The organism is Streptomyces sp. NPDC005496 (assembly GCF_042872045.1).
In the GTDB taxonomy this organism is placed as follows: Bacteria; Actinomycetota; Actinomycetes; order Streptomycetales; family Streptomycetaceae; genus Streptomyces.
This window is the reverse complement of the sequence record NZ_JBIAJQ010000013.1, coordinates 147,565-173,202: the sequence shown is the minus strand read 5'-3', so window position 1 is coordinate 173,202 and position 25,638 is coordinate 147,565. Positions and strand designations below refer to the sequence as shown.

Here is a 25,638-nt window from a genome sequence, read left to right as displayed (position 1 = left end):
AAAGAGAGTCAGGTGAAAGAGCGATTTGTATGAAAATCGTCTCGTCTGACTCGGAGGAATCGCATGCCCACCACGACCGTTCCACGCCGTGCCGCCGTCGTCGCGGCGCTGACCCTTGCCGGCACCGCCCTGGCCGGGACGCAGATCGCCATCGCCGCCCCCGCCCCGGCCGTCCCCGGTGCCGCCGGTGACGTCAAGATCCACAAGGTGGGCACGCCCTTCAGCGACCCGCGCGACGAGCCGAAGGTGTGTGAGTTCTACCTCGACGCCACGAACTTCGACGTGGCCCCGAGCCTCACCTACACCATCCAGTCGCAGCCCCCGTCGGCGAGCGGCGCCACCCTGAACGGCACCGTCGCGCTCGCCTCGGGCGGCGGTCACAGCGACCCGCTGGCGCTGCCGGACGGTCAGTACAAGGTCACGGTGACGGGCGGCACCGGCGCACCCAAGGAGAAGGTGTTCCGCGTGGACTGCGACAAGGACGCGTCCGCGGCACCGTCCAAGGCCCCGCACGGCGGTGTCCACGCGGGCGGCGGCGGTCTCGCCGAGTCCAGCGCGATCTCGCCGTTCGCCGGTGCCGCGGCCGTCGGGTTGGTCGTCGCCGGTGGAGTCGTGTACTTCCGCCTGCTGCGCCGTCGCCCCGATGGTGCGGCGTAGGCGCCGCAGGCCCTGGTACCGGACGCGCGCGTACCGTCTCGCCAGGACGACGGTGCTCACCGTCGTCCTGGCGACGGTCGGCATCCAGTGCGCTCAGGACGACGAGCCCACGGAACCGGCCACCGTCGGCGCGGCGGGGCACGGAGGCGCCGAGGCGTCCTCCCGCCCCGCCCCGGCCGTCCCGGACGCGCGCGGCGCGGCCCGGCCTCGTCCCGAGCAGCCCCGGCAGACCCGGCGGCCCCCCGCACCCAAGCCCACCCCCACCCGGACGCCCGCACCCAAGCCCACCCCGAAACGCACCGTCGCCCCCCGGCCGGCGCCCGCACCGCGGCCGCTGCCCCGGTCCCGGCCGACCACGCTCGACATCAGGTACCTGCGGCTGCACGCGCCGGTCATGGACCTGCATCTCGACCGCCGGGGGCAGCTCGGCACCCCGCCGGTCGACAACCCGAAACTCGTCGGCTGGTACGCGGGCGGACCCTCGCCCGGCGAACCCGGCACCTCCGTCGTCGTCGGCCACCGCGACACCAGGACCGGCGCCGCCGTCTTCGCCGGACTCGCCGCGCTCCGGCCGGGCAAGGTCGTCGAGGTCCGCCGCGCCGACGGGCGGACGGCCGTCTACACGGTCGACGAGGTGCGGACGTACGAGAAGTCGCGCTTTCCCGACCGCAAGGTCTACGGGCCGAGCAGGCGTCCGGAGCTGCGCCTGATCACCTGCGGCGGCACGTACAGCGCGAAGACCGGCTACGCGAGCAACGTCGTGGTCTTCGCCCACCTCACCGCGACGCGCTGACCGCTCCCGGGAGACCTCGGAACCGCCGCCCGCGCCCCGGCCGGGGACGGGCCGGCGGCCGGTGTGCCGACGGCGGGGCAGGGCGCTCAGGGGCCGGCGAACCGGAGCGTCCGGTTTCTCGTACGCCGGACGGTCCGTCAGATCCGGCGCACGTCTTCCCCTGGGCGTGTGCGGTCCGTTAACTTCCGTGACTCATACGTCCCGTACGACCCGCACGGGACGTTCCACCGCGGAGCACCAGCGCCCTGTGAGCCCCCGGGGGCACCAGTCATGACACGCGCCATCTCCCTGCACCAGGTCAGCAAGTCGTACACCCGCGGCGTCCGCGTGGTGGAACGGCTGTCGCTCGACATCCGGCCCGGCGAGTTCCTCGTCCTGCTCGGCCCGTCCGGCTGCGGCAAGTCGACGGTCCTGAGGATGATCGCCGGGCTCGAGGAGGTCACCGAGGGCGAGATCCGGCTGGACGGCGAGTACGCCAACGAACTGCCGCCCTCCGGACGGGACATGGCGATGGTCTTCCAGAACTTCGCCCTCTATCCGAGCATGACCAGCCGCGACAACATCGGCTTCCCGCTGCGCATCGAGAGCCCCGGCGCCGACCCCCGTCCGCGCGTCGACGCCACCGCCCGCATGCTCGGCATCGAGGACCTGCTCGACCGCTTCCCGAGCCAGCTCTCCGGCGGCGAACGCCAGCGGGTCGCCATGGGCCGCGCGATCGCCCGGCACCCCTCCGCCTTCCTGATGGACGAGCCGCTGTCCAACCTCGACGCCAAACTCCGCAACCACCTGCGCGCCGAGATCGCCAAGCTCACCCGGGACCTGGGCGTCACCACCGTCTACGTCACCCACGACCAGGCCGAGGCGATGTCGCTCGGCGACCGGGTCGCCGTCCTGCGCGGCGGTGTCCTCCAGCAGCTGAGCACACCGCGCGACGTCTACGCGCTGCCCGCCAACGTCTTCGTGGCCGCCTTCATCGGCACCCCCCGGATCAATCTGCTGCGCGGCTTCGTGCGGGCCCCGCTCGACGGCGCCATGTCGATCAGCCTCGGCCGGCAGTACCTGCGGCTGCCCGAACCCCTCTCCCTGGATCACCAGTTGCTGCGCGTGCAGCAGGGGCGCGAGGTCATCGTCGGGCTGCGCTCCGAGGCCGTACGGATCGCCAAGCCCGCGGCGGCACGCCCCGGCGAGGTGGCGATCACCGGGCTTGTCGAGCACGTCGAGTTCCAGGGCCACGAGGTCCTCGTCCACTTCAACACCGGCTCCCGGCCCGCCGTCGTACCCGAACTGGAGGCGCCACGTCCGCTGCGGCCGGTGCGGCGCCGCCGCCGGGACGGCACCGTCCTGAACCGGCTGCGGGAGCGGGCCGGTTCGCTGCGCGCCGGGCCCGTCGTGGTCCTGGAACACCCCCGGGACGCGGATCCCGTGACCGCCGAGCCCGTGCCGCCGGACGGACGGCTGCCCGGCGACCTCGTCGTCCGCACCACCCCGGACATCGAGCTCCGGCACGGCATGCAGGTGCCGCTCCTGGTGGACCTCGCGCACCTGTTCGTCTTCGACCAGCACGGCGAGCGCATCTGCCCCGCCCCGGCGCGGCTGCCCGACCTGGAGGAGTGAGTCCGCCGGGGGATGCCCCGCCCGTACACGGGAGCCGTGTCCGGTCCCGGCACGTCCACACATGGGAACCCCATCGGGGTCCCGCGATCCCCGCGCCGAGCGGATCCGCCGGCGCCCGCCCCGTGCGAGGAGTGCGCGCGGGGCGCCGTCGTGTGCCGGGGTGGACGGGTACGGGTCGACTTCCGGGCTCTCGCGGCCGAGGATGCCTGTGGGGTCCGAGGTGTCCCGGAGCCTGATCCCTCTGGCGCCCGAAAACTATCATCGCTAGTTTAGGGTGCGGACGACGCGGCCCCTCCCGGGAGGAACACGATGAAGGCACATGACGACATGTACATCGACGGTGCCTGGCGCCCCGCCGCCGGATCGGACACGATCGAGGTCGTGAACCCCGCCGACGAACAGGTCGTCGGCCGGGTCCCGGCGGGCACCGTCGAGGACGTCGACGCCGCCGTACGGGCCGCGCGTGCCGCCTTCCCGGACTGGGCGGCGACGCCACCGGCCGAGCGGGCGGCCCGCCTCGCGGCCCTGCGCGACGTGCTCGTGGCCCGCAAGGACGAGATCGCCGAGACCGTGACGGCCGAGCTGGGCTCGCCCCTGGCGTTCTCGCAGGCGGTGCACGCCTCCGTGCCGATCCTCGTCGCCGGCTCGTACGCCGAGCTGGCCGCCACGTACGCCTTCGAGGAGAAGGTCGGGAACTCGACCGTCTACCAGGAGCCGGTCGGCGTCGTCGGCGCCATCACCCCCTGGAACTACCCGCTGCACCAGATCGTCGCCAAGGTCGCCCCGGCGCTCGCCGCGGGCTGCACCGTGGTGCTGAAGCCCGCCGAGGACACCCCGCTCACCGCCCAGCTCTTCGCCGAGGCCGTCCACGAGGCGGGCGTACCGGCCGGCGTCTTCAACCTCGTCACCGGACTGGGTCCCGTGGCGGGCCAGGCCCTCGCCGAGCACCCGGGGGTGGACCTCGTGTCCTTCACCGGCTCCACGGCCGTCGGCCGGCGCATCGGCGCCATCGCGGGCGCGGCGGTGAAGCGGGTCGCCCTGGAACTCGGCGGCAAGTCCGCCAACGTCATCCTGCCGAGCGCCGACCTCGCCAAGGCCGTCAACGTCGGCGTCGCCAACGTGATGTCCAACTCCGGCCAGACGTGCAGCGCCTGGACCCGCATGCTCGTGCACACCTCCCAGTACGAGGAGGCCGTCGAGCTGGCCGCGGCCGCCGCCGCGAAGTACGGCGACCGCATCGGCCCCGTCGTCAACGCCAAGCAGCAGGAGCGCGTGCGCGGTTACATCGAGAAGGGCGTCGCTGAGGGCGCGCGGCTCGTCGCGGGCGGCCCCGAATCCCCGCGTGAGCAGGGTTACTTCGTCCAGCCCACCGTCTTCGCCGACGTCACCCCCGACATGACCGTCGCGCAGGAGGAGATCTTCGGGCCGGTGCTCACCGTCCTGCGGTACGAGGACGAGGCGGACGCCCTGCGGATCGCCAACGGCACGGTGTACGGCCTCGCGGGCGCGGTCTGGGCCGGCGAGGAGTCGGAGGCCGTCGCCTTCGCCCGCCGCCTCGACACCGGCCAGGTCGACATCAACGGCGGACGCTTCAACCCCCTCGCGCCCTTCGGCGGTTACAAGCAGTCCGGAGTGGGCCGCGAACTGGGCGCGCACGGGCTGTCCGAGTACCTCCAGACCAAGTCCCTGCAGTTCTAGCCGAGATCCGGGAGCCTTCCTCATCATGGTCCGCGCCGCTGTACTGCCCGCCGTGGGTGCTCCGCTGGAGATCACCGAGATCGAGCTGCCCGACCCCGGACCCGGCCAGGTCCGCGTGCGGCTCGCCGCCGCCGGGGTGTGCCACTCCGACCTCTCCCTGTCCGACGGCACGATGCGGGTGCCGGTCCCGGCCGTCCTCGGCCACGAGGGCGCCGGCACCGTCGTCTCCGTCGGCGAGGGCGTCACCCACATCGCCCCCGGTGACGGCGTCGTCCTCAACTGGGCGCCCTCCTGCGGGACATGCCACGCCTGCTCGCTCGGCGAGGTCTGGCTGTGCGCCGACGCGCTGTCCGGCGCGGCGAACGTGTACGCGCACCGCGCGGACGGCACGGACCTGCACCCCGGGCTGAACGTCGCCGCGTTCGCGGAGGAGACCGTCGTGTCCGCCGCCTGCGTCCTGCCGCTGCCCGAGGGGGTGCCGCTCACCGACGCGGCCCTGCTCGGCTGCGCCGTGCTCACCGGCTACGGCGCCGTCCACCACTCCGCGAAGGTCCGGCAGGGCGAGACGGTGGCCGTCTTCGGCGTGGGCGGCGTCGGCCTGTCCACGCTGCAGGCCGCCCGCCTCGCGGGTGCCTCGAAGATCATCGCGGTGGACGTGTCCCCCGAGAAGGAGGCACTGGCCCGCCAGGCCGGGGCCACCGACTACGTCGTCGCCTCCGACACCACCGCCCGCGAGATCCGCGGCCTCACCGGCAAGCAGGGCGTCGACGTGGCCGTGGAGTGCGTGGGCCGCGCCGTCACCATCCGCACCGCCTGGGACTCCACCCGCCGCGGCGGGCGCACCACGGTCGTCGGCATCGGCGGCAAGGACCAGCAGGTCACCTTCAACGCCCTGGAGATCTTCCACTGGGGCAGGACGTTGTCCGGGTGCGTGTACGGCAACTCGGACCCGGCGAGGGACGTGCCGGTGCTGGCCGAGCACGTCCGCGCGGGGCGCCTCGACCTCGGGATGCTCGTCACCGAGCGGATCGCCCTCGACGGCATCCCGGCCGCCTTCGACAACATGATCGCCGGCAAGGGCGGCCGAGCGCTGGTGATCTTCTAGGGGAGACGGAACCCCGGCCGGAACCGGGCCCGCCCCGGTGACGGCCGCCCCGGTCCGGGCCAGGCCCGGTCTCCGTGGGCTCCGTCCCAGAGCACTCAGGACCGCTCGTCCCCGGCCTCCGTCGCCCCGGCCGGCCGCGCCGTCGCGGCAGGCTCGGGGGACGGCGCCGTACCGGCCGCCGCCGTCGCCCGTGAACGCGGCCGGGACCGGGAGACCGCCACGCCCGCCAGGCACAGCAGCCCGCCGCCGAGGGTGAACAGGCCCGGCACCTCGTCGAGGAACAGCCAGGACATCAGCACGACCAGGGCGGGCACGGCGTAGGTCGTCGCGCCCATCCTGCTCGCCGTCGTACGGGCCAGCGCGTAGGCCCAGGTCGTGAACGCCAGCGCGGTCGGGAAGACGCCCAGGTACAGCATGTTGAGGGTGGCCGAGGCGGGCGCGTCGGCGGCGTCCCGGACCAGCTGCCCGGCGAACGGCAGACACACGACCGCACCGACCAGGCATCCGAAGGTCGTCACCTGGAGGGGACTGCCGCTGCCCAGCGCCGGCTTCTGGGCGACCACGCCGGCCGCGTACGCACCCGCGGCCAGCAGGCACAGCACGACGCCCAGCACGGACGAACCGCCGCCGCCCGACATGGACAGCCCGACCGTCACGGCACCCGCGAAGGACACGGCCATGCCGGCGAGCAGCCGCGGCGGCATGGCGTCACCGAGCAGCCGCGAGCCGAGCAGGGCGATCAGGATCGGCCCGATGTTCACCACGAGGGCTGCCGTGCCCGCGTCCACCTGCTGCTCGCCCCAGTTGAGCGCCACCATGTAGAAGCCGAACCACAGCAGCCCGGATATCGCGATCCCGCGCCAGGCCGCCCGCGGCGGCAGCCCCTCCCCGCGGACGAGGCACAGCACCCCCAGCGTGAGGGCACCGGCCAGCAGTCGCCCGAGGGCCAGCCCTCCCGGCGCGTACGCGGCACCCGCGCTGCGGATGGAGACGAAGGCCGAGGCCCAGAGCACGACGGTGACCGCGGCCGCACCGGCGGCGAGCAGCTCCGCGCGGCGACCGGGGGCGGACGGGGGAGTGTTCATCATGCTCCTGAGGCTAGAGACGACGACGAGGAAGGGCTCGCGGATTACGGCCCTCGTGGTCACGAGGGGGGCGGGCGGCGGAGGGTTCTCGGGCGGTTGCGGCAGGGGAGGAGGAGAGGCGGGCGTCCGAGGGAGGGAGGGAGGGAGGGAGGCGGGCGTCCGGGGGCCGGCGGCGCCGCAGGGCGCATTCGTCAGCGCAGTGCCGTCGGGGCGATGCCCAGCAGCTGCGACAGCATCCGCTCGCCCAGGTCCGTGACCTTCACCGCCCGTTCCGAACCGATGCGCACGCACCAGCCCGCGTCCAGGGCGTGGCGGCACAGCGCGGCGCCCGCGACGCCCGCGAGGTGGGGGCGCCGCTCGGTCCAGTCGAGGCAGGCCCGCGCCAGCGGCCGGCGCCCGGTGCGGGCGAGGCCGATGCCCGCCGCCGCGAACCAGTCCAGTCCCGCGTCCGTGAGCGCGAACCCGGTGTCCTGGCGCAGCAGCCGGCGCTCCGTCAGCGCGTCCGTGACGGCGATGCCGAGCCGTCCGGCGAGGTGGTCGTAGCAGGTGCGGCCCCGTGCCATCGCGGCCCCGGCGCCGGCCTTGGCGAGGGTGCGCGGCGGCTCGGCGGTGCCGGGGGCCACCTGGGCGGCGAGGTCCTCGACGAGTTGCGCCACGCGCGCGTCGGCGAGCCGCACGTAGCGGTGCCGCCCCTGGCGTTCCTCGGTGAGCAGGCCGCCCGCGACGAGCTTGCCGAGGTGCTCGCTCACCGTGGAGGCGGCGACCCCGGCGTGCCGGGCCAGCTCGCCCGCGGTCCACGCCCGTCCGTCGAGCAGCGCCAGCAGGCAGGCGGCCCGGGACTCGTCGGCGATCAGCGCGGCGAGCCGGGCCAGTCCCGGTGCCTGGGCGTCCCGGGACGCGCGTCGGCCTGTCGTCGTCATGCGCTCCAGGATGCTGCAAGGACGGTTCGGCGGGCACCGAACCGTGCCCTACGCGCCCCTGCCCACCTGCTCGTACTGCTGCGACAGTCCGTCCAGCAGCGCGCTGAGTCCCGTCTCGAAGGCCCTCTCGTCGATCTTCTCCTGCTGCTCGGCGAGGAGGTGGGCCTGCCCGAGGTGCGGATAGTCGGCGGGGTCGTAGGCGGCCTCGTCGTCCACGAAGCCGCCGGCGAACGAGCCGAGCGCGGAACCCATGATGAAGTACCGCATCAGCGCGCCGATCGAGGTGGCCTGGGCGGGCGGCCAGCCCGCGTCGACCATGGCGCCGAAGACGGCGTCCGCGAGGCGCAGCCCGGCGGGTCGGCGGCCGGGCCCGCGGGCCAGGACCGGGACGATGTTGGGGTGGTCGCGCAGGGCGGCGCGGTAGGAGAAGGCCCAGTCGTGCAGGGCGGTCCGCCAGTCCCGCCCGTCCTCGAACATCGACAGGTCGACCTGGGCGCTCACCGAGTCCGCGACCGCCTCCAGGATCTGGTCCTTGGTGCGGAAGTGGTTGTAGAGCGAGGGACCGCTCACCCCGAGCTCGGCGGCGAGGCGGCGGGTCGAGACGGCCGCGAGGCCCTCCGCGTCGACGAGCGCCCGCGCCGTCTCGACGATGCGGTCGGTGCTCAGCAAGGGCTTGCGCGGTCGGGCCATGGCGCACATAGTAGGGCTGCGGACGGAAACTAGCAGTGCTAATTTAAATGTCCGGTATTCAAGCTCGGACTCCGAGTACGGCCTTCCATGTGGGGTGACGCGTCATGAACCTGGAGCTCAGTGAGGAGCAGACCGCGGTCCGGCGGCTCGCCAAGGACTTCGTGGACCGCGAGATCGCCCCGAACGTCGTCGCCTGGGACCGCGCCGAGGACGTCGACCGGTCCCTCGTGAAGAAGCTCGGCGAGGTCGGCTTCCTCGGGCTCACCGTCGACGAGGAGTACGGCGGCTCCGGCGGCGACCACCTCGCGTACTGCCTGGTGACGGAGGAGCTGGGCCGGGGCGACTCCTCGGTGCGCGGCATCGTCTCGGTCTCCCTCGGTCTGGTCGCCAAGACCATCGCGCACTGGGGGAGCGAGGAGCAGAAGCGGCAGTGGCTGCCGGGCCTCACCTCCGGCGACCTCGTCGGCTGCTTCGGCCTCACCGAGCCGGGCACCGGCTCCGACGCGGGCAACCTGACGACGAGGGCCGTACGCGACGGCGACGACTACGTGATCAACGGCTCCAAGATGTTCATCACGAACGGCACCTGGGCCGACGTGGTGCTGCTCTTCGCCCGTTCCACCGACGCCCCCGGCCACAAGGGCGTCTCCGCCTTCCTCGTCCCCGCCGACACCCCCGGCCTGACCCGGCGCGCCATCCACGGCAAGCTCGGCCTGCGCGGCCAGGCCACCGCGGAGCTGGTCCTGGAGGACGTACGCGTCCCCGCCACCGCCATGCTCGCGCCGGAGGGCGAGGGCTTCTCGGTCGCCATGTCCGCGCTCGCCAAGGGCCGCATGTCGGTCGCCGCGGGCTGCGTCGGCATCGCCCAGGCCGCTCTCGACGTGGCGGTCAAGTACGCCACCGAGCGCGAGCAGTTCGGGAAGCCGATCGCCCGGCACCAGCTCGTCCAGGAGCTGATCAGCGACATCGCCGTGGACGTGGACGCCGCGCGCCTGCTGACCTGGCGGGTCGCCGACCTCGTCGACCGGGGGCAGCCCTTCGCGCCCGAGGCGTCCAAGGCCAAGCTCTTCGCCTCGGAGGCGGCGGTGCGGGCCGCCAACAACGCCCTCCAGGTCTTCGGCGGCTACGGCTACATCGACGAGTACCCGGCGGGCAAACTGCTGCGCGACGCCCGCGTGATGACCCTCTACGAGGGCACCAGCCAGATCCAGAAGCTGCTCATCGGCCGCGCGCTCACCGGCGTCTCCGCCTTCTGAGTACGCCCTCGCGGATCCCGTGAGTATCTCGGCGGATGTGGCCCGGGCCGCATCCGCCGAAGCTGTTCCCATGAGTGAGACACCGGTCAAGCAGCAGTCCACCGCGGCCTTCTACGGCCAGGCCGTGGCCTCTTTCGCGGTCGCCATCGCGGCGACCGCCCTCGGGATCTACCGGCTGGACGCCAACGCCTGGGTGCGCGGCTTCCTCGGGATCGCCGTCCTGTACCTCGTGACCTCGTCCTTCACCCTGGCCAAGGTGATCCGCGACCGCCAGGAGGCCGGGCAGATCGTCAGCCGCGTCGACCAGGCCCGGCTGGAGAAGCTCCTCGCCGACCACGACCCCTTCGAGCAGCGCTGACCACTTTCACGCACCGCTGAGCGGGCACTCTAAGCGCCCGCTCAGCTTCGGGGGTATGGTGTTCGTCCTGCCACTGGAAGGGGCGCGAGCGATGAGTACGGCGGAGGAGACGGCCGGCGGCGAGATGCAGCCGTGGGGCGAGGTCACCCCGGACGCGGCCCGGCGGCTGCTCGTGGCCGCCGTGGAGGCCTTCGCCGAGCGCGGCTACCACGCGACGACCACCCGGGACATCGCCGGCCGCGCGGGCATGAGTCCCGCCGCGCTCTACATCCACTACAAGACCAAGGAAGAGCTGCTCCACCGGATCAGCCGGATCGGGCACGAGAAGGCGCTCGCCATCCTGCGGGCCGCCGCCGACGGCGAGGGCGGCGCGGCCGAGCGCCTGGAGGTGGCCGTCTCCTCCTTCGTCCGCTGGCACGCCGCCCAGCACACCACCGCGCGGGTCGTGCAGTACGAGCTCGACGCCCTCGGTCCCGACGCCCGCGCCGAGATCGTCGCCCTGCGCCGTCAGGTCGACGCCCAGGTCCGCGGGATCATCCAGGACGGGGTGGCGGCGGGCACCTTCGACGTGCCGGACGTGCCCGGCACGTCGCTGGCGGTGCTGTCCCTCTGCATCGACGTGGCCCGCTGGTTCAATGTGAACGGCCCGAGGACGCCCGACGAGGTCGGCGCGCTCTACGCCGACCTCGTGCTGCGGATGGTCGGCGCGAAGAAGTGACCGGCGCCCGCTGGGCGCCCGGCCCGCTCCCGAGTCGGAAGTAGGGCCGGTCCGCTCCGGAGTCGTTCTGCTTCCGGGCCGGTCCGCTCCCGGGTCGGAATCAGGGCCGGTCCCCTCCTGGGCTGGGAACAGGGTCGGCCCGCTCCTGGGTCGTTCTGCAATTCCCGGCGGTCCGCTCCCGGGTCGGAATCAGGGCCTGTCCGTTCCCGGGCCGAAGGTGGGGCCGGTCCGCTTCCGGTCGGGAGTGGTCCCGGCCCGCCCCGGGTCAGAAGTAGTAGCGGGAGACCGACTCCGCGACGCACACCGGCTTGTCGCCGTCCTCGCGCTCGACGGTCACCACGGCCGTGACCTGGACGCCGCCGCCCGCCTCGGTGACCTCCTTGAGGACCGCGGTGGCGCGCAGCCGCGACCCGACCGGCACCGGCGCGGGGAAACGCACCTTGTTCGCGCCGTAGTTGACGCCCATCCTCATGCCCTCGACGCGCATCACCTGGGGTACCAGGGCGGGCAGCAGGGACAGCGTCAGATAGCCGTGCGCGATGGTGGTGCCGAAGGGGCCCGCGGCCGCCTTCTCGGGGTCCACGTGGATCCACTGGTGGTCGCCCGTGGCGTCCGCGAACAGATCGATCCGCTTCTGGTCGATCTCCAGCCAGTCGCTGTGTCCCAACTGCTCGCCCACGGCCGCCTTCAGCTCGTCGGCGGATGTGAAGATCCTCGGCTCTGCCATGTCCCTGGCCTCCCGCGCGTCAATGTCTAAGCGACTGCTTAGCATGGTCGGGCTCGGGCCTCATGTCAACGGACCGGCCGGGTGAGCGGGTCGGTAGGGTTCGAGGGGTGCCCCAGATTTCCGAGAAGATCCACGAACTCACGGTCGGCCAGCTGTCGGCCCGTAGCGGCGCCGCCGTCTCGGCCCTGCACTTCTACGAGTCCAAGGGCCTGATCAGCAGTCGCCGCACCTCGGGCAACCAACGCCGGTACCACCGCGACGCCCTGCGCCGCGTCGCCTTCGTGCGGGCCGCCCAGCGCGTCGGCATCCCGCTCGCCACGATCCGCGAGGCGCTGGCCGAGCTGCCCGAGGAGCGTACGCCGACGCGGGAGGACTGGGCCCGGCTCTCCGAGGCCTGGCGGTCGGAACTGGACGACCGCATCACGCAGCTGAGCCGGCTCCGCGACCATCTGACGGACTGCATCGGGTGCGGCTGCCTGTCGCTGGAGAACTGCGTGCTCTCCAACCCCGACGACGTCTTCGGCGAACGCCGGGCCGGCTCCCGCCTCATGGTGGAACGCCCCCGCACACCGGAGCCCCGAAAGCCGCGGGCTGAGGACCCGGACGCCTGCTGCTGAGCGCTCCCCGGGGCCGACCTCTTGGCCGGGTGCCTCCCTCCGAGAGGGGCTTACCGGTGCCGGGGGCCCCGGGCGGAGCGTCCCTGGCCGCCTGCGCGCCCAAGAGGCTGCTGCTGGGGTGTGCCTGGTGGGGGCGCGGGGGCGGCGCCCCGGTACCCGGGTGATGAAGGGAGGCGCCCTGGCACCGGCCGTGCCCCCGGGCCGAGCGTCCCGGCGCACCTGTGTGACGCGGCGCGGAGGGCGGATGGCGGCGTAGCGCCGACCTCGCGTCTCCCCGGCACCCGCGTGTCCGAAGGCGGACGTTGGGCAGCGCCCCGCGCACCTGCGCAGCGGCGAATGCGGAGCCGGGTAGCGCCAGGCTCACGCCTCCCACCCGCGTGTCCGAGAGCGGACGCCGAGCGGCGCCCCTGCGCACCTGCGTGGCGCCGAAGGCGGTTGCCGGGTAGCCCGAGCCCGTCACGCCCGCGTGCCTGAGAGCGAGCCCCTGGGCAGCGCCCCGGCGCACCAATCCGCGCAAAAGGCGGATGCGGGCGCCCCTTCACGCCCGCGCTTCACGCGAATGCGGGAGTGGGGTGGCCCCCGGGCACCCTCACTGGCTGCCCTCGCACGTACGCCCCCTGGCCCGCGTCCGCCGAGGCCCGCCTGTGAGCCGCCCCCCGGGCACATTCCGAAGGTCCCCACGAGCCGGGCCCCCCGTCCGGCAGCGGGCTCCGGGACAGCGGCCCCCAGGTCAGTGGCCCACGAACACAGGGCGCACCCGGGCCCAGCCCGGTGGTCACTCGTATTCCGTGCCGCCCTTGCGGGTCAGGTACGCCGGGCTGACCGCCTTCGCTATGGCACGGCCGCCCGTCACGGGGCTGTAGCGCTCGGTGGCCGGGCGGATCACGACGCCCTCGCGCAGGTGCAGGGCGCGGCCGGACACGGTCTCCCGGCCCGAGGCGTACTCCAGGACGCGCTCGATGTCGTACGGCCCCGCGTACAGCCGCGGTACCAGCGGCAGTTCGCCCTCCAGCAGCGCCCCCGCGTCCAGCCAGCGGACCTGGCCGTCGATCTCCGCGCAGACGTCGAAGGCGGCGTAACCCAGCGACTCGCGGCGGCCGTCGGCGCCGTACGTCAGGTCCTGCACGCCCGCGCCGTACACCTCCCCGAAGATCCCGACGCGGGCCGCACCCAGCCGCCCGGCGAGCCGCGCCGCCGCCTCGGCGACCCCGTGGCCGCGGACCGCGCGCCAGTACAGGTTGCGCGGATCCTCGGTCAGCGCCAGCGACTTGGCGCCGAAGCCCTTGGAGGACACCTGGACCCGCCCGTCGGCGGCGGTGTACGTCAGCAGGCACGCCGAGCCGTGCAGCTTCTCGGTCAGGACGACCGGCTCGCCCGGCGCGAAGATGTCCGGGTGGCGCTGGATGTTCTCGATGTCGACCCAGGGCAGCAGGCCGGGCGCCGACTCGACGTCACCGCTCATCGTGGGCGGGATCGGCGGCACCCACTTCACGATGCCGAGCAGCCCGGCGAAGTCGGTGCCCTCCGCGGCGGCCCGCGCCAGGTCGACGCCGTCGAGCGCCTTCGGGCGGCACACGATGCCCTGGGACAGCTCGCCGCGCAGCCGGACCGCCTTGACCCGGTCCGCGCCGCTGCCCGCCAGCCGCCCCGTCAGCCCCAGCTCGTCGATCAGCCCGGCCGGGAGCACGGACTGCTCCGGGATGTAGACGGCGGTCTCACCGGTGCGGAAGGCGCCCTTGGCGACGACGGCCCGGTACAGGCCCACCTGGGCCAGTTCGAGCGCGTCCGCGTTCGGGTGCTCGTGGACGGTCAGGACCTCGGCGGTGACGCGCAGCGTCGACATCGTGGGCTCCCCGGTCTCTCAGCCGTGTCTCATCGCCCCCAACTGTCCTTGCGCATAAAGGGTGGAGCGAGCCATTTCGCGGCTGCTAGCGTCGTCGGTCCGTCCCCCCGCACGCCGTGCCCGGCGCCGTCCGCCGGTCCTGCCCGTGGAGCCGCAGTGCCCACGCCACCAACTGGGCGTTCGACACGGCCCGTTGTCCGTCCGGCAGGGTGAGCGTGTCCTCCAGGCCGATCCGCGTCGCGAGACCCAGCCGCCCGGCGAGGCGCAGGACCGGCCAGGCGCCGCCCTCCTCGCCGTGCAGCAGCACGGGCCGGCCGTGGGCGTCGCCCAGGTCGCGGAGCAGGGACCGGGCCGTCTCCGGAGCCGTCGCGGGGGAGGGGTCGGTCACCTCGGCCAGGACGCGCAGCACCCGCCCGGCCAGGGGCGACGCGGCGAACCGCGCGGCCCCCTCCGTGCCGGACCAGATGCCCGCCTCCACACCCACGCCCCGGTCGAGCAGCGCGGCGGCGACCTCCTCTGCGCCCGGCTCGTGCCAGTTGACCGAGGCGTGGTCCGGCAGCACCGTCCACGCGCGGATCCGGGCCACCCGGGCCGCCGGATCCGGCTCGGACCACGCCCCGGTGGTCACGCCGACCGGGACGCCGACCCGGGAACGTATCGCTTCGAGCACGGCCGCGACCGCCTTCGCCGACAATGTGTCCTGACCACACGGGGATTTGGGGTGAACATGGACGTCCGACGCCCCGGCCGCGACGGCCCCGGCGGCGGAGTCGGCCAGTGCCCCCGGTGACATGGGCACGACCGCGCCGTCGGCCGCCCCGCGGGTCCCGTTCACACAAACCTGCACCATGCCCCCGATGGTGCCGGACGCCACCGACAACCGCCGGTCCCCGCGCGGAATCCGGCGCCGCGAGGAGGAACACGGATGAGTGTCGTCATCAGCTCGCTGAAATGGGACGCCGCGCGCTCGGGGACCCAGCGGATCACGTACGACCAGGACGGCTACCACCTCGTCCGCTTCCCGTACGAGACGACCGAGGAGTCCTACGACCCGTGGAAGATGCACGACCCGGCGAACGGCGGCCCCGCCGAGTCCGTGTACCCCGACGCGCGCTCCGGGCTGATCTGGCCGAGCCACGACGGCTGGGGCATGCTCTCGGCGATGGTCTTCTGGGAGGCGGACACCCGCGCGCTGGAGTACCGGGCACGCTTCGTCCGCGACCCGCTGAACGCCGCCACGGGGTACGACTCGACCGCCACGAACGACACGATGCTCACCCGGGGCGGGCAGTTCCGCACCTACCTGTGGCAGATGTTCGTCACGCCCGGGACGCCGGTCGGCCTGAAGATCTCGGCGCGCGGAGCGGGCGACGCGAGAATCGCCACCCGGATCACGCTCGCCGAGTTCAAGCTCGCCATCCACACGGACGTGCTGACGCCGTAGGCATCAGCACGGGGGTGCGTCCCCGAGCGCCGCACCCCCGCCGCCTCAGGCCGACATGAGCAGCAGCCGTCCGCGCCTGGTCTCCGCCAGGGCCTCGGGAGTCAGGACCGGCCGCGGCACGACGATGCCGCAGTGCGTGCACACCGGACCGGAGGACGGTTCGTGGGCCAGGTCGTACCTCCAGACGAGGCTCTCCCCGGTGCACACCGGGCAGACCGTGCCCGGTTCGCGCTCCAGGGCGGCGATCAGGCGCCGCAGCACCTCGGCGAGCGGCTCATGAGGGTGGACACCCGGGTCGTCGCACCACGCGACGCCGAAACCGCCCCAGGTCAGCCGGTGCCAGTCGTCCACGGTGCCCGGCCGGCGCAGCCCGTCGTGCTTCTCCTTCTTGCGGCGCTGCGCGAACGCGACCTCGTAGGCGAGCCAGACCTTGCGGGCCTCTTCGAGTTCGTCCAGCGCGGCCACGAGCCGCGCCGGGTCGGGGGACCGGTCCTCGGGGCCGAAACCGGCCCTGGAGCACAGATGGTCCCAGGTCGCCCGGTGCCCGTACGGGGCGAACCTCTCCAGGCACTTGCGCAGTGAGTAGCGCCGCAGTGCCAGATCGCACCGCGGATCGCGCACCTGTCTCGCCAGACTCCGGAAACCGGCCATCGCCCTGCACCTCCGTCACATCTGCACCTGTACTTCGGTCACTTCGGCGTCGTCGTCCTGCGGACGTCGCCGAGTAGACGTATCGACAAGCGATTCGGCTCCATCCGATTTCCGATGACTGCCATAAGCCGTCCACCGATCCCTTCACGGCCCGTCTCCCGCCGCTGTCAGTCGCCTGCCGAAGTCCGGTGCGGACAAGGTCACTTGGCCGGACACCGCCCGCGCGACGCACCTCCCGGAAAAGTGACGCATGTTCACCTTCCACCGCGGGGATACCGGCGGTAACCTCCGGCACACCCCCGTCGGGAGGAGCTGCCATGCCACGGCGTACCCCACGCACCATCCTCGACAGACTGAGAACTCCTCGCAGATTCCCCAAGTTCCTCAAGAGCGCATCCGTATGCGTCCTCATTGCCGGTCTTTTGTCCCCCATTACCCAAGCGGCCGCCGCGCCGGCGGCCGTCACCGCAGCCGAGGACCACTGCGGAGGCCGGTGTTCGGACATCCTTCCGCCCGGTGAGAACGGCAACGCCACCCTCGCGGAGATCCTGCTCAACCAGGCGTTCGGCACCCAGCCGAGCCACGCCGAGGACCAGCTCGCGCCCTACGGCAAACTGCCCTCGGGGTACTCCGCGCTCACCGACGCGAAGATCAACGACTTCTTCAACAACGCGTCGTTCGGCGTCCCCTCGGACCAGGTCGCCTCGACCACGAGGCCCGCCGGCCGCAGCGACGTGACGATCGTCCGGGACAAGAGGACTGGCGTACCGCACATCACGGGCACCACCCGCTACGGCACCGAGTTCGGCGCCGGGTACGCCGCCGCCCAGGACCGGCTGTGGCTGATGGACGTCTTCCGGCACGTCGGACGCGGCCAGCTGACCTCCTTCGCGGGCGGCGCCCCGTCCAACCAGGGCCTGGAACAAGAGTTCTGGCGCAACGCCCCGTACACCGAGGCCGACCTCCAGGCCCAGATCGACGACGCCACCGCGGGCAACGGCGCCCGCGGACAGCAGGCCCTAGCCGACGCCAAGGCCTACCTCGAGGGCGTCAACGCCTACATCGACGCCTCCGACAAGGGCCGCTACTTCCCCGGCGAGTACGTCCTCACCGGCCACAAGGACTCGATCACCAACGCCGGCACCATCGAGCACTTCAAGCTCACCGACCTGGTCGCGCTGGCCTCCGTCATCGGCGCGCTCTTCGGCTCGGGAGGCGGCGGCGAGGTCGGCAACGCCCTCTCCCTGCTCGCCGCCCAGTCCCGCTACGGCGTGGCCGAGGGCACCGAGGTCTGGGAGTCCTTCCGCGAGCGCAACGACCCGGAGGCCGTGCTCACCGTCCACGACGGACAGAGCTTCCCCTACGCCACCAAACCCGACGACCCGAAGGGCCGGGCCCTGCCCGACGCCGGCTCGGTGACCCGGGAACCCCTCGTCTACGACCGCACCGGCGGCGCCACCGCCTCAGCCGCCACCGCCGCCACGGCCAGGACCACCGCCACCGCGCTCTCCGCGGCCCGGCGCGGCATGTCCAACGCCCTCGTGGTGAGCGGCGAGCACACCGCGAGCGGCCATCCGGTCGCCGTCTTCGGCCCCCAGACCGGCTACTTCGCCCCCCAGCTGCTCATGCTCCAGGAGATCCAGGGGCCCGGCCTGAGCGCCCGCGGCGCTTCCTTCGCGGGCCTGAGCATGTACGTCGAGCTGGGGCGCGGCCAGGACTACGCCTGGAGCGCCACGACCTCGGGCCAGGACATCATCGACACGTACGCGGTCGAGCTGTGCCAGGACGACTACCACTACCTGTACCACGGCACCTGCACCGCCATGGAGAAGGTCGAGCGGACCAACGCCTGGAAGCCGACCGTCGCCGACTCGACCCGGGCCGGCTCGTACCGCATGCAGGTCTACCGCACCAAGTACGGGCCGGTGGAGTACCGCGCGACGGTGGACGGCAAGAAGGTCGCCTACACCACGCTGCGTTCCTCGTACCTGCACGAGGCCGACTCGATCATCGGCTTCCAGATGCTCAACGACCCGGACTTCGTGAAGGACGCCGGCAGCTTCCAGAGCGCGGTCCAGCACATCAACTACACCTTCAACTGGTTCTACGCCGACTCCGGGCACACCGCCTACTACAACAGCGGCGACAACCCGGTGCGCGCCGCCGGAGTCGACCCCGACTACCCCGTGCGGGCCGAGGCGGCGTACGAGTGGCGGAACTGGAACCCGGGCCCCAACACCGCCGACTACACCCCGGCGTCCGCCCACCCCAACTCCGTCGACCAGGACTACTACGTCTCCTGGAACAACAAACAGGCCAAGGACTACTCCACGGCGTCCTGGGGCGACGGCTCCGTGCACCGGGGCAACCTCCTGGAGGACCGGGTGAAGAAGCTGGTGTCCGCCGGCGGGGTCACCCGGTCCGCGCTGGTGAAGGCGATGGCCGACGCGGCCCTGGCCGACCTGCGGGCCGAGGACGTGCTGCCCGACCTGCTGAAGGTGGTCGAGAGCTCGCCGGTGACGGACGCCACGGCCTCCGCCGCCGCCGGGAAGCTGTCCGCCTGGGCGGCCGCGGGCGCGCGGCGCACCGAGACCTCGGCCGGCTCGAAGACGTACGCGAACGCCGAGGCGATCCGCATCATGGACGCCTGGTGGCCGCTTCTCGTCAAGGCCGAGTTCGAACCGGGGCTCGGCAGCGACCTGTACACCGCCTTCACCGGCAACCTGCCCGTCGACGAGTCACCGTCCGCGGCGCACGGGCCGACCGGGGCCCACGCCGGCAGCTCCTTCCAGTACGGCTGGTGGAGCTACGTCCACAAGGACATCCGCGCGGTGCTCGGCGAGCCCGTGCGCGGCGCACTGCCGAAGAAGTACTGCGGCGGCGGCAGCCTCGGCGCCTGCCGGGACATCCTCATCAGCACGCTGAAGGAGGCGGCGGGAAGGACGGCGTCCCAGGTCTACCCCGGGGACGACCAGTGCTCGGCGGGCGACCAGTGGTGCGCCGACTCGATCGTCCACCGCACGCTCGGCGGCATCAAGCACGGTCCCGTCACCTGGCAGAACCGGCCGACGTACCAGCAGGTGGTGGAGTTCACGTCGCACCGGTGACCCGGTGACGCGGGTGCCGGCGGCGGGTCACGGGACCCGGCCCGCCGCCGGCACCAGCCGGGCCAGTTCCCGGTGGCGGATGTCGTTGTGGGCGCCGGCCGGCGGCCCGCCGCGCCGCACCACCGTGGAGGCGTCCACGTTGACGTACCCCGAGGCCTGCAGCCCGGTGCGGAGCGCGTCGGCGAGGGCGAGCGCCGGGGCGCCCTCGACCGCCCGCACCCCGTCGTGGCCGAGGGAACGGCGCGAAGAAGCGGCTGCAGAGCCGGGTCGCGCCGGAGCGGTCGCTGTTCCAGCCGTGCGAGAAGACGACCACGTCGCGGACCCCGCGCCGCACCACCTCCGCCGTGAGCCGGTCCCCGGCCGCGCCGTCGGGATCACCCTGAGCGTCGAACCGCAGTCCCAGTACGGAGTCACGCTCATGTCCCGGTCCGTCATGACGAGCCCCTTCGTCCCCCGTGGACGATGCGATGCGCGCATCGTCCTGCGGGCCGCGGGAGTTGGCCGTACGCCACGTACGGGCCCGGTGCCCCCGGCCGGTGGACCCCGGCCGGGGCGGTGCCCTACCCGGCTCTCCGGCACGGCGGTGTCGCGCCGGTCCCGTCGGCTACCGGTAGAGGAGGTACTCCGCGCGTACCCGCCGGAACGCCGCCAGTTCGTCCTGCCAGGCGGCGACGACCTCGTCGGCGGTCGCGCCCGCGTCGATCATCGTGCGCACCTGAGTGGAACCCGTCAGCTTGTCGATCCAGTTGTCCGGGCGCCAGGCGAAGCCGCTCCAGACCTTCTTCGCGGTCACCAGGAGGGCGACACCGGTGCGTACGGGGTCGAAGGCGGCCCGGTCGTGCACGTGGACCTGTACCCCGCCGATGGTCTTCCCCTGGAACTTGGAGAAGGTCGGCGCGAAGTACGCCTCCCTGAAGTGCACGCCGGGCAGGCCGAGTTGCTCGACGGCGGCGGCCCACCGGCCGTCCACGCCCTCCGCCCCGAGCAGTTCGAACGGCCGGGTGGTGCCCCGCCCCTCGGACAGGTTCGTCCCCTCGAAGAGGCAGGTGCCGGGGTAGACCAGCGCGGTGTCGGGAGTGGGCATGTTCGGGCTCGGCGGCACCCAGGGCAGCCCCGAGGCGTCGTAGAACTCCGACCGCTTCCACCCCGTCATGGGCACGGTCTCCAGCGGCACCGGCGCCGCCAGGAACTCGCCGTTGAACAGCCGCGCCAGCTCGGCCACCGTCATCCCGTGCGCCTGCGCGATGGGCTGCCGTCCCACGAAGGTCGCGAACTCCTTGTGCAGGACGGGTCCTTGGGCCGCGCGTCCGGTCAGCGGGTTCGGCCGGTCGAGCACCACGAAGCGCTTGCCCGCGAGCTGCGCGGCCTCCATGCAGTCGTAGAGCGTCCAGATGTACGTGTAGAAACGCGCGCCCACGTCCTGGATGTCGAAGACGACGGTGTCGACACCGGAGGCGGTGAAGACGTCGGCCAGCGCCCGGCCGCTCTTCAAGTACGTGTCGTAGACGGGCAGTCCGGTCGCCGGATCGTCGTAGCGGCCCTCGGAGCCGCCCGCCTGGGCGGTGCCGCGGAAGCCGTGTTCGGGGCCGAAGACGGCGGTCAGGTCCACACGGCCGTCGGCGTGCATCACGTCCACGATGTGCCGCACGTCCCGGGTGATGCCCGTCGGGTTGGTGACGACACCGACCCGCCGGCCGTCGAGCGGCGCGTAACCGTCCGCGGCCAGGCGCTCGAAGCCGGTGCGGAGCCGTCGGCCCCCGGTGGCGGCGCCGGCCGGCGCGGCGGACGCCGCGACCGTGGCCGTGGTGGCGGCGAGCAGACCTCGTCTGGACAGCTTCATGCGGTGACCTCCGTGATCGACGGAACTGTCATGGTCACGCACGCTAGCGGTCACCGGGGCGCCACGGAACGAAGCGGACCGGCCTCGTCGGGGCCACCCCTTCCGTCACTACATACCGACTGGTTAGTCTGACGCGAGCAGGAGCCGATTCGCGTCGCGTCGAAGGAGACCGATGGTGGAAGCCGTGCAGGATGCGGGAGTGGTCGTCACCGGAGCGGGGGGCGGCATCGGAGCCGCGCTGGCCCGCCGCTTCGCCGCCGAGGGCGCCCGGGTCGTGGTCAACGACCTCGACGCCGGCAAGGCGAAGGCCGTGGCCGACGAGATCGGCGGGACCGCCGTCCCGGGCGACGCGTCCACGATCGTCGCCGAGGCGCGGGACGCCCTCGGCGGCACCATCGACGTCTACTGCGCCAACGCGGGCGTCGGCTCCGGCGGCTCCGAGGCGGCCGACGAGAAGGTCTGGGCGCTCGCCTGGGACGTCAACGTGATGGCCCACGTCCGCGCGGCCCAGGAGCTGATCCCGGGCTGGCTGGAGCGCGGCGGCGGCCGTTTCGTCTCCACCGTCTCCGCCGCCGGACTGCTCACCATGGTGGGCGCCGCGCCGTACAGCGTCACCAAGCACGGGGCGTACGCCTTCGCCGAGTGGCTCTCGCTGACCTACCGCCACCGCGGCGTGAAGGTCCACGCGATCTGTCCCCAGGGCGTGCGCACCGACATGCTCGCGGCCACCGGCAGCGCGGGCGACCTGGTGCTCAAGCCGACCGCCATCGAGCCGGAGGACGTCGCCTCCGCCCTCTTCGCGGGGATGAAGGAGGACCGCTTCCTGATCCTCCCGCACCCCGAGGTCGCCGAGTACTACCAGGCGCGGGCCGCCACTCCCGACCGCTGGCTGGCCGGCATGAACCACATCCAGCAGAGGTGGGAGGCCGCCGAGTGACCGCCTCCCGCTACGCGGCCAGGCCCTGGCTGTCCCAGCTCAACGACGCCCAGCGCGCCCCGGTCCACCCCCTCGACTCCCTCGTGCACGCCCTGCGCGAGGTCGTGGCGAGCACCCCGGACCGGACCGCCCTCGCCTACTTCGACGGGCGCCTCGGCTACCGCGAGGTCGACGAGCTGAGCGACTCCGTCGCCGGGCACCTCGCCGCCCGCGGCATCGGGCGCGGCGACCGGGTGGCGATCCTGCTGCAGAACTCCCCGCACTTCGTGCTCGCGCTGCTCGGCGCGTGGAAGGCGGGCGCGATCGTCGTGCCGGTCAACCCGATGTACAAGTCCGGCGAAGTCCGCCACGTGCTCCAGGACGCCGAGGTGAGCGCGCTCGTCTGCGCCGACCGGGCCTGGGAGTCCTACCTGCGCGAGACCGCGGCCGACTCCCCCGTGCGCGTCGTGCTCACCGCCTGCGAGCTGGACCTGCAGACCCGCGACGACGCGCGCGTGCTGAACTTCGAGCGCCTGCCCGTCGCCCCGGACGCCGACGACCTCCTGGCCGTGGCCCGCGCGGGCCACCGGGCGCCCGGGGATCGCGACGCGGCCCCGTCCGACATCGCGCTGATCAGCTACACCTCGGGCACCAGCGGCGCGCCCAAGGGCGCCACCAACACCCACGGCAACCTGATGCACAACGCCGAGCGCCAGCGCACCGGGCTCGACCTGCCCGGGACGCCCGTGTACTTCGCGATGGCGCCCCTGTTCCACATCACCGGCATGGTGGCGCAGCTCGCCGGCTGCCTGAACAGCGCGGGGACGCTCGTCCTCGCGTACCGCTTCGAGGCGGGCGTGGTCCTCGACGCGTTCCTGGAGCACCGCCCCGTCTACACGGTGGGACCCTCGACCGCGTTCATGGCGCTGGCCGCGCACCCCGCCGTCACCCGCGACCACTTCTCCTCGTTCCGGATGATCTCCTCGGGCGGGGCCCCGCTGCCGCCCGCCCTGGTGGAGAAGTTCCGCGCCGGCTTCGGGCCCTACATCCACAACGGCTACGGGCTCACCGAGTGCAGCGCGCCCTGCGCCTCCGTGCCGCCCGGCAAGGAGGCCCCGGTCGACCCGGTGTCCGGGACCCTCGCCGTGGGCGTGCCCGGCCCCGACACGGTCGTACGCATCGTGGACGACCTCGGCCGGGAGGTGCCGTTCGGCGAGCAGGGCGAGATCCTCGTCCGCGGCCCCCAGGTCGTCCCCGGCTACTGGCGCCGCCCCGAGGCCACCGCCGAGACCTTCCCCGACGGCGAGCTGCGCACCGGCGACATCGGCTTCATGGACATCGACGGCTGGCTCTACGTGGTCGACCGCAAGAAGGACATGATCAACGCGTCCGGCTTCAAGGTGTGGCCGCGCGAGGTGGAGGACGTCCTCTACACGCACCCCGCGGTGCGCGAGGCGGCCGTCGTCGGCATCCCCGACGGCTACCGCGGGGAGACCGTCAAGGCCTACATCAGCCTGCGCCCCGGCAGCGAGGCGGACCCCGACGGGCTCGCCGCGTACTGCAAGGAGAGGCTGGCCGCGTACAAATATCCGCGCCAGGTGGAGATCCTGCCGGAGCTGCCGAAGACGGCGAGTGGGAAGATCCTCCGGCGGGAACTGCGTTCCCGCAGGGACGACGCGCCACAAGCGCGCAACGCGTGACGACGGTACAGCGACTCGGAAGGCAGGTGGCCTCAGTGCCCAGGACGACGGACGGAGACGGGCCTCCTGTTCCACAGCGGCTGCTCGCCGCCGCCACCCGGCTCTTCGCGGAGCAGGGCTACGACCGGACCTCGGTGCAGGAGATCGTCGAGGCGGCGGGCGTCACCAAAGGCGCCCTCTACCACTACTTCGGCTCCAAGGACGACCTGCTGCACGAGGTCTACGCGCGCGTGCTGCGCGTCCAGCAGGAGCGCCTGGACGCCTTCGCGGGCGCCGACGCCCCCGTCGAGGAGCGGCTGCGCGGAGCCGCGGCCGACGTCGTGGTGACCACGATCGACAACCTGGACGACGCGTCGATCTTCTTCCGCTCGATGCACCACCTGAGCCCCGAGAAGAACAAGCAGGTGCGCGCCGAGCGCCGCCGCTACCACGAACGCTTCCGCGCGCTCATCGAGGAGGGCCAGAAGCAGGGAGTCTTCTCCACGGCCACCCCCGCCGACCTGGTCGTCGACTACCACTTCGGGTCGATCCACCACCTGTCGACGTGGTACCGCCCCGACGGCCCCCTCACCCCCCAGCAGCTCGCCGACCAGCTCGCCGACCTGCTGCTGCGCGCCCTGCGCCCCTGAGGACGCGCGGGGGCCCCGGCGGCGGGCGGACCGCCGCCGGGGCCCCCGGCCCGTCACACGTACTTCTTGATCTCCCGGCGCGCCAGCGACCGCTGGTGCACCTCGTCCGGCCCGTCCGCGAGCTTCAGCGTCCGGGCGCTCGCCCACAGCTCCGCCAGGGGGAAGTCCTGGCTCACACCGCCGGCGCCGTGCAGCTGCACCGCCTTGTCGAGGATGTCCACGACCGTACGCGGAGTGGCGATCTTGATGGCCTGGATCTCCGTGTGCGCCCCCTTGTTGCCCACGGTGTCCATCATCCAGGCCGTCTTCAGGACCAGCAGCCGCAGCTGCTCGACGGCCACGCGGGCGTCGGCGATCCAGTTCTGCACCACGCCCTGCTGCGCGAGCGGCTTGCCGAAGGCGTCGCGGCTCACCGCGCGGCGGCACATCAGCTCGATCGCCCGCTCGGCCATGCCGATCAGCCGCATGCAGTGGTGGATCCGCCCCGGGCCGAGCCGCGCCTGGGCGATGGCGAAGCCGCCGCCCTCCTCGCCCACCAGGTTCGACACCGGCACGCGCGCGTGGTCGAAGACGACCTCCGCGTGCCCGCCGTGCGAGTGGTCCTCGTATCCGTAGACCTGCATGGCGCGCCGGATCTCGACGCCCGGGGTGTCGCGGGGGACGAGCACCATGGACTGCTGGCGCCGGATGTCGGCACCGTCCGGGTCGGTCTTGCCCATCACGATGAAGATCTTGCAGTCCGGGTTCATCGCCCCGGAGATGTACCACTTGCGCCCGGTGACGACGTAGTCGTCGCCGTCCCGCTCGATCAGCGTGGTGATGTTCGTGGCGTCGGAGGAGGCCACCTCGGGCTCGGTCATCGCGAACGCCGAGCGGATCTCGCCCGCGAGCAGCGGCTCCAGCCACTGCTTCTTCTGCTGCTCGTCGCCGAACTGCGTCAGCACCTCCATGTTGCCGGTGTCCGGCGCCGCGCAGTTCAGCGCGGTGGGCGCCAGGTGCGGGCTGCGGCCGGTGATCTCGGCGAGCGGCGCGTACTGGAGGTTGGTGAGCCCGGCACCGTACTCGGAGTCCGGCAGGAAGAGGTTCCACAGCCCCTGGCGGCGCGCCTCGGCCTTCAGCTCCCCGACGACCGCCGGGGTGTCCCACGGCGAGTCCAGTCGCGCGCGCTGCTCCTCGGCGACGGCCTCCGCCGGATAGACGTACTCGTCCATGAAGGCGAGCAGCTTGTGGCGGAGCTCCTCGGTGCGGGCGTCGAATGCGAAGTCCATGG

Annotated in this window: 24 protein-coding genes; 14 read left to right on the top strand and 10 right to left on the bottom strand. The window is 72.9% G+C overall.

What is annotated here, in order from left to right; all coding sequences use genetic code 11:
- Window positions 1–63 precede the first annotated feature (63 nt).
- From ACFYQQ_RS33580 to ACFYQQ_RS33560, 5 genes are all read left to right on the top strand, one after another.
- Window positions 64–657 carry a hypothetical protein gene (locus ACFYQQ_RS33580; protein WP_356174400.1) on the top strand — a complete coding sequence of 198 codons (594 nt, stop codon included), beginning with the start codon at window positions 64–66 and terminating at the stop codon, window positions 655–657.
- Complete coding sequence (locus tag ACFYQQ_RS33575) at window positions 644–1,450, top strand: class F sortase (protein WP_356174403.1); 807 nt, start codon at window positions 644–646, stop codon at window positions 1,448–1,450. The genes ACFYQQ_RS33580 and ACFYQQ_RS33575 overlap by 14 nt, the downstream gene beginning before the upstream one ends.
- Window positions 1,451–1,720: 270 nt before the next feature.
- Window positions 1,721–3,064: an ABC transporter ATP-binding protein gene (locus tag ACFYQQ_RS33570; RefSeq protein ID WP_356174406.1), complete on the top strand. Its 1,344-nt coding sequence runs from the start codon at window positions 1,721–1,723 to the stop codon at window positions 3,062–3,064.
- Between the two features lie 309 nt (window positions 3,065–3,373).
- A complete protein-coding gene (locus ACFYQQ_RS33565) occupies window positions 3,374–4,762 on the top strand; it encodes an aldehyde dehydrogenase family protein (RefSeq protein ID WP_356243358.1) in 1,389 nt (462 codons plus the stop codon).
- Between the two features lie 25 nt (window positions 4,763–4,787).
- Entirely contained in the window at window positions 4,788–5,867 is a 1,080-nt protein-coding gene (locus ACFYQQ_RS33560; protein ID WP_356174412.1) for a Zn-dependent alcohol dehydrogenase, read from the top strand.
- Window positions 5,868–5,962: 95 nt separating this feature from the next.
- On the opposite strand, the gene ACFYQQ_RS33555 is transcribed toward ACFYQQ_RS33560, so the two are convergent.
- The 3 genes from ACFYQQ_RS33555 to ACFYQQ_RS33545 all read right to left on the bottom strand — a co-directional run bounded on the left by ACFYQQ_RS33555 (window position 5,963) and on the right by ACFYQQ_RS33545 (window position 8,562).
- Window positions 5,963–6,955 (bottom strand): DMT family transporter, encoded by a 993-nt coding sequence (locus ACFYQQ_RS33555; protein WP_388906378.1) that lies wholly within the window; start codon window positions 6,953–6,955, stop codon window positions 5,963–5,965.
- A 188-nt stretch (window positions 6,956–7,143) separates the two neighbouring features.
- Complete coding sequence (locus tag ACFYQQ_RS33550; protein ID WP_388906375.1) at window positions 7,144–7,872, bottom strand: ArsR/SmtB family transcription factor; 729 nt, start codon at window positions 7,870–7,872, stop codon at window positions 7,144–7,146.
- A 48-nt stretch (window positions 7,873–7,920) separates the two neighbouring features.
- Window positions 7,921–8,562 carry a TetR/AcrR family transcriptional regulator gene (locus tag ACFYQQ_RS33545; RefSeq protein WP_388906372.1) on the bottom strand — a complete coding sequence of 214 codons (642 nt, stop codon included), beginning with the start codon at window positions 8,560–8,562 and terminating at the stop codon, window positions 7,921–7,923.
- Between the two features lie 104 nt (window positions 8,563–8,666).
- On the opposite strand from ACFYQQ_RS33545, the gene ACFYQQ_RS33540 reads away from it, so the two are divergent.
- From ACFYQQ_RS33540 to ACFYQQ_RS33530, 3 genes are all read left to right on the top strand, one after another.
- Window positions 8,667–9,818, top strand: coding sequence for an acyl-CoA dehydrogenase family protein (locus tag ACFYQQ_RS33540; RefSeq protein ID WP_355782698.1), 1,152 nt, complete (start codon window positions 8,667–8,669; stop codon window positions 9,816–9,818).
- A gap of 70 nt (window positions 9,819–9,888) precedes the next feature.
- Entirely contained in the window at window positions 9,889–10,176 is a 288-nt protein-coding gene (locus tag ACFYQQ_RS33535; protein WP_355782695.1) for a YiaA/YiaB family inner membrane protein, read from the top strand.
- 91 nt (window positions 10,177–10,267) lie between these two features.
- Window positions 10,268–10,894 carry a TetR/AcrR family transcriptional regulator gene (locus ACFYQQ_RS33530; RefSeq protein ID WP_356174426.1) on the top strand — a complete coding sequence of 209 codons (627 nt, stop codon included), beginning with the start codon at window positions 10,268–10,270 and terminating at the stop codon, window positions 10,892–10,894.
- A 265-nt stretch (window positions 10,895–11,159) separates the two neighbouring features.
- Here ACFYQQ_RS33530 and ACFYQQ_RS33525 read toward each other — a convergent pair whose 3' ends face one another.
- Window positions 11,160–11,621, bottom strand: coding sequence for a MaoC family dehydratase (locus ACFYQQ_RS33525; RefSeq protein ID WP_355782692.1), 462 nt, complete (start codon window positions 11,619–11,621; stop codon window positions 11,160–11,162).
- Window positions 11,622–11,683: 62 nt separating this feature from the next.
- Between ACFYQQ_RS33525 and soxR the strand changes: the two genes are divergently transcribed.
- Entirely contained in the window at window positions 11,684–12,238 is a 555-nt protein-coding gene (soxR, locus tag ACFYQQ_RS33520) for a redox-sensitive transcriptional activator SoxR (protein ID WP_388906367.1), read from the top strand.
- Window positions 12,239–13,013: 775 nt separating this feature from the next.
- Here the strand turns inward: soxR and ACFYQQ_RS33515 are convergent.
- Together ACFYQQ_RS33515 and ACFYQQ_RS33510 are read right to left on the bottom strand one after the other, a co-directional pair.
- The gene (locus ACFYQQ_RS33515) at window positions 13,014–14,081 is read right to left on the bottom strand and encodes an RNA ligase (ATP) (RefSeq protein WP_355782686.1); all 1,068 of its coding nucleotides are present in this window, start codon (window positions 14,079–14,081) and stop codon (window positions 13,014–13,016) included.
- A gap of 85 nt (window positions 14,082–14,166) precedes the next feature.
- Window positions 14,167–14,931 carry a 3-keto-5-aminohexanoate cleavage protein gene (locus tag ACFYQQ_RS33510; protein ID WP_355782682.1) on the bottom strand — a complete coding sequence of 255 codons (765 nt, stop codon included), beginning with the start codon at window positions 14,929–14,931 and terminating at the stop codon, window positions 14,167–14,169.
- Between the two features lie 75 nt (window positions 14,932–15,006).
- Between ACFYQQ_RS33510 and ACFYQQ_RS33505 the strand changes: the two genes are divergently transcribed.
- A complete protein-coding gene (locus tag ACFYQQ_RS33505; protein WP_355782679.1) occupies window positions 15,007–15,525 on the top strand; it encodes a hypothetical protein in 519 nt (172 codons plus the stop codon).
- A 45-nt stretch (window positions 15,526–15,570) separates the two neighbouring features.
- Here the strand turns inward: ACFYQQ_RS33505 and ACFYQQ_RS33500 are convergent, their stop codons facing one another.
- Complete coding sequence (locus tag ACFYQQ_RS33500; RefSeq protein WP_355782676.1) at window positions 15,571–16,176, bottom strand: hypothetical protein; 606 nt, start codon at window positions 16,174–16,176, stop codon at window positions 15,571–15,573.
- Between the two features lie 317 nt (window positions 16,177–16,493).
- On the opposite strand from ACFYQQ_RS33500, the gene ACFYQQ_RS33495 reads away from it, so the two are divergent.
- Complete coding sequence (locus ACFYQQ_RS33495) at window positions 16,494–19,283, top strand: penicillin acylase family protein (RefSeq protein WP_356243345.1); 2,790 nt, start codon at window positions 16,494–16,496, stop codon at window positions 19,281–19,283.
- A 27-nt stretch (window positions 19,284–19,310) separates the two neighbouring features.
- Here the strand turns inward: ACFYQQ_RS33495 and ACFYQQ_RS33490 are convergent, their stop codons facing one another.
- Window positions 19,311–19,502, bottom strand: coding sequence for a hypothetical protein (locus ACFYQQ_RS33490; protein ID WP_388906361.1), 192 nt, complete (start codon window positions 19,500–19,502; stop codon window positions 19,311–19,313).
- Window positions 19,503–19,887: 385 nt separating this feature from the next.
- Window positions 19,888–21,123 (bottom strand): DUF1343 domain-containing protein, encoded by a 1,236-nt coding sequence (locus tag ACFYQQ_RS33485; RefSeq protein WP_356174437.1) that lies wholly within the window; start codon window positions 21,121–21,123, stop codon window positions 19,888–19,890.
- Between the two features lie 172 nt (window positions 21,124–21,295).
- On the opposite strand from ACFYQQ_RS33485, the gene ACFYQQ_RS33480 reads away from it, so the two are divergent.
- The 3 genes from ACFYQQ_RS33480 to ACFYQQ_RS33470 are packed head-to-tail and all read left to right on the top strand — an operon-like array spanning window position 21,296 to window position 24,368.
- Window positions 21,296–22,060, top strand: coding sequence for an SDR family oxidoreductase (locus tag ACFYQQ_RS33480; protein WP_355793088.1), 765 nt, complete (start codon window positions 21,296–21,298; stop codon window positions 22,058–22,060).
- The gene (locus tag ACFYQQ_RS33475) at window positions 22,057–23,739 is read left to right on the top strand and encodes an AMP-binding protein (RefSeq protein WP_355793086.1); all 1,683 of its coding nucleotides are present in this window, start codon (window positions 22,057–22,059) and stop codon (window positions 23,737–23,739) included. Before ACFYQQ_RS33480 ends, ACFYQQ_RS33475 begins: the two co-directional genes overlap by 4 nt.
- Window positions 23,740–23,774: 35 nt before the next feature.
- Window positions 23,775–24,368 carry a TetR/AcrR family transcriptional regulator gene (locus ACFYQQ_RS33470; RefSeq protein WP_355793084.1) on the top strand — a complete coding sequence of 198 codons (594 nt, stop codon included), beginning with the start codon at window positions 23,775–23,777 and terminating at the stop codon, window positions 24,366–24,368.
- 53 nt (window positions 24,369–24,421) lie between these two features.
- Here the strand turns inward: ACFYQQ_RS33470 and ACFYQQ_RS33465 are convergent, their stop codons facing one another.
- Window positions 24,422–25,636, bottom strand: a complete 1,215-nt coding sequence (locus tag ACFYQQ_RS33465) for an acyl-CoA dehydrogenase family protein (protein ID WP_355789751.1) — start codon at window positions 25,634–25,636, stop codon at window positions 24,422–24,424.
- Window positions 25,637–25,638: the final 2 nt, after the last annotated feature.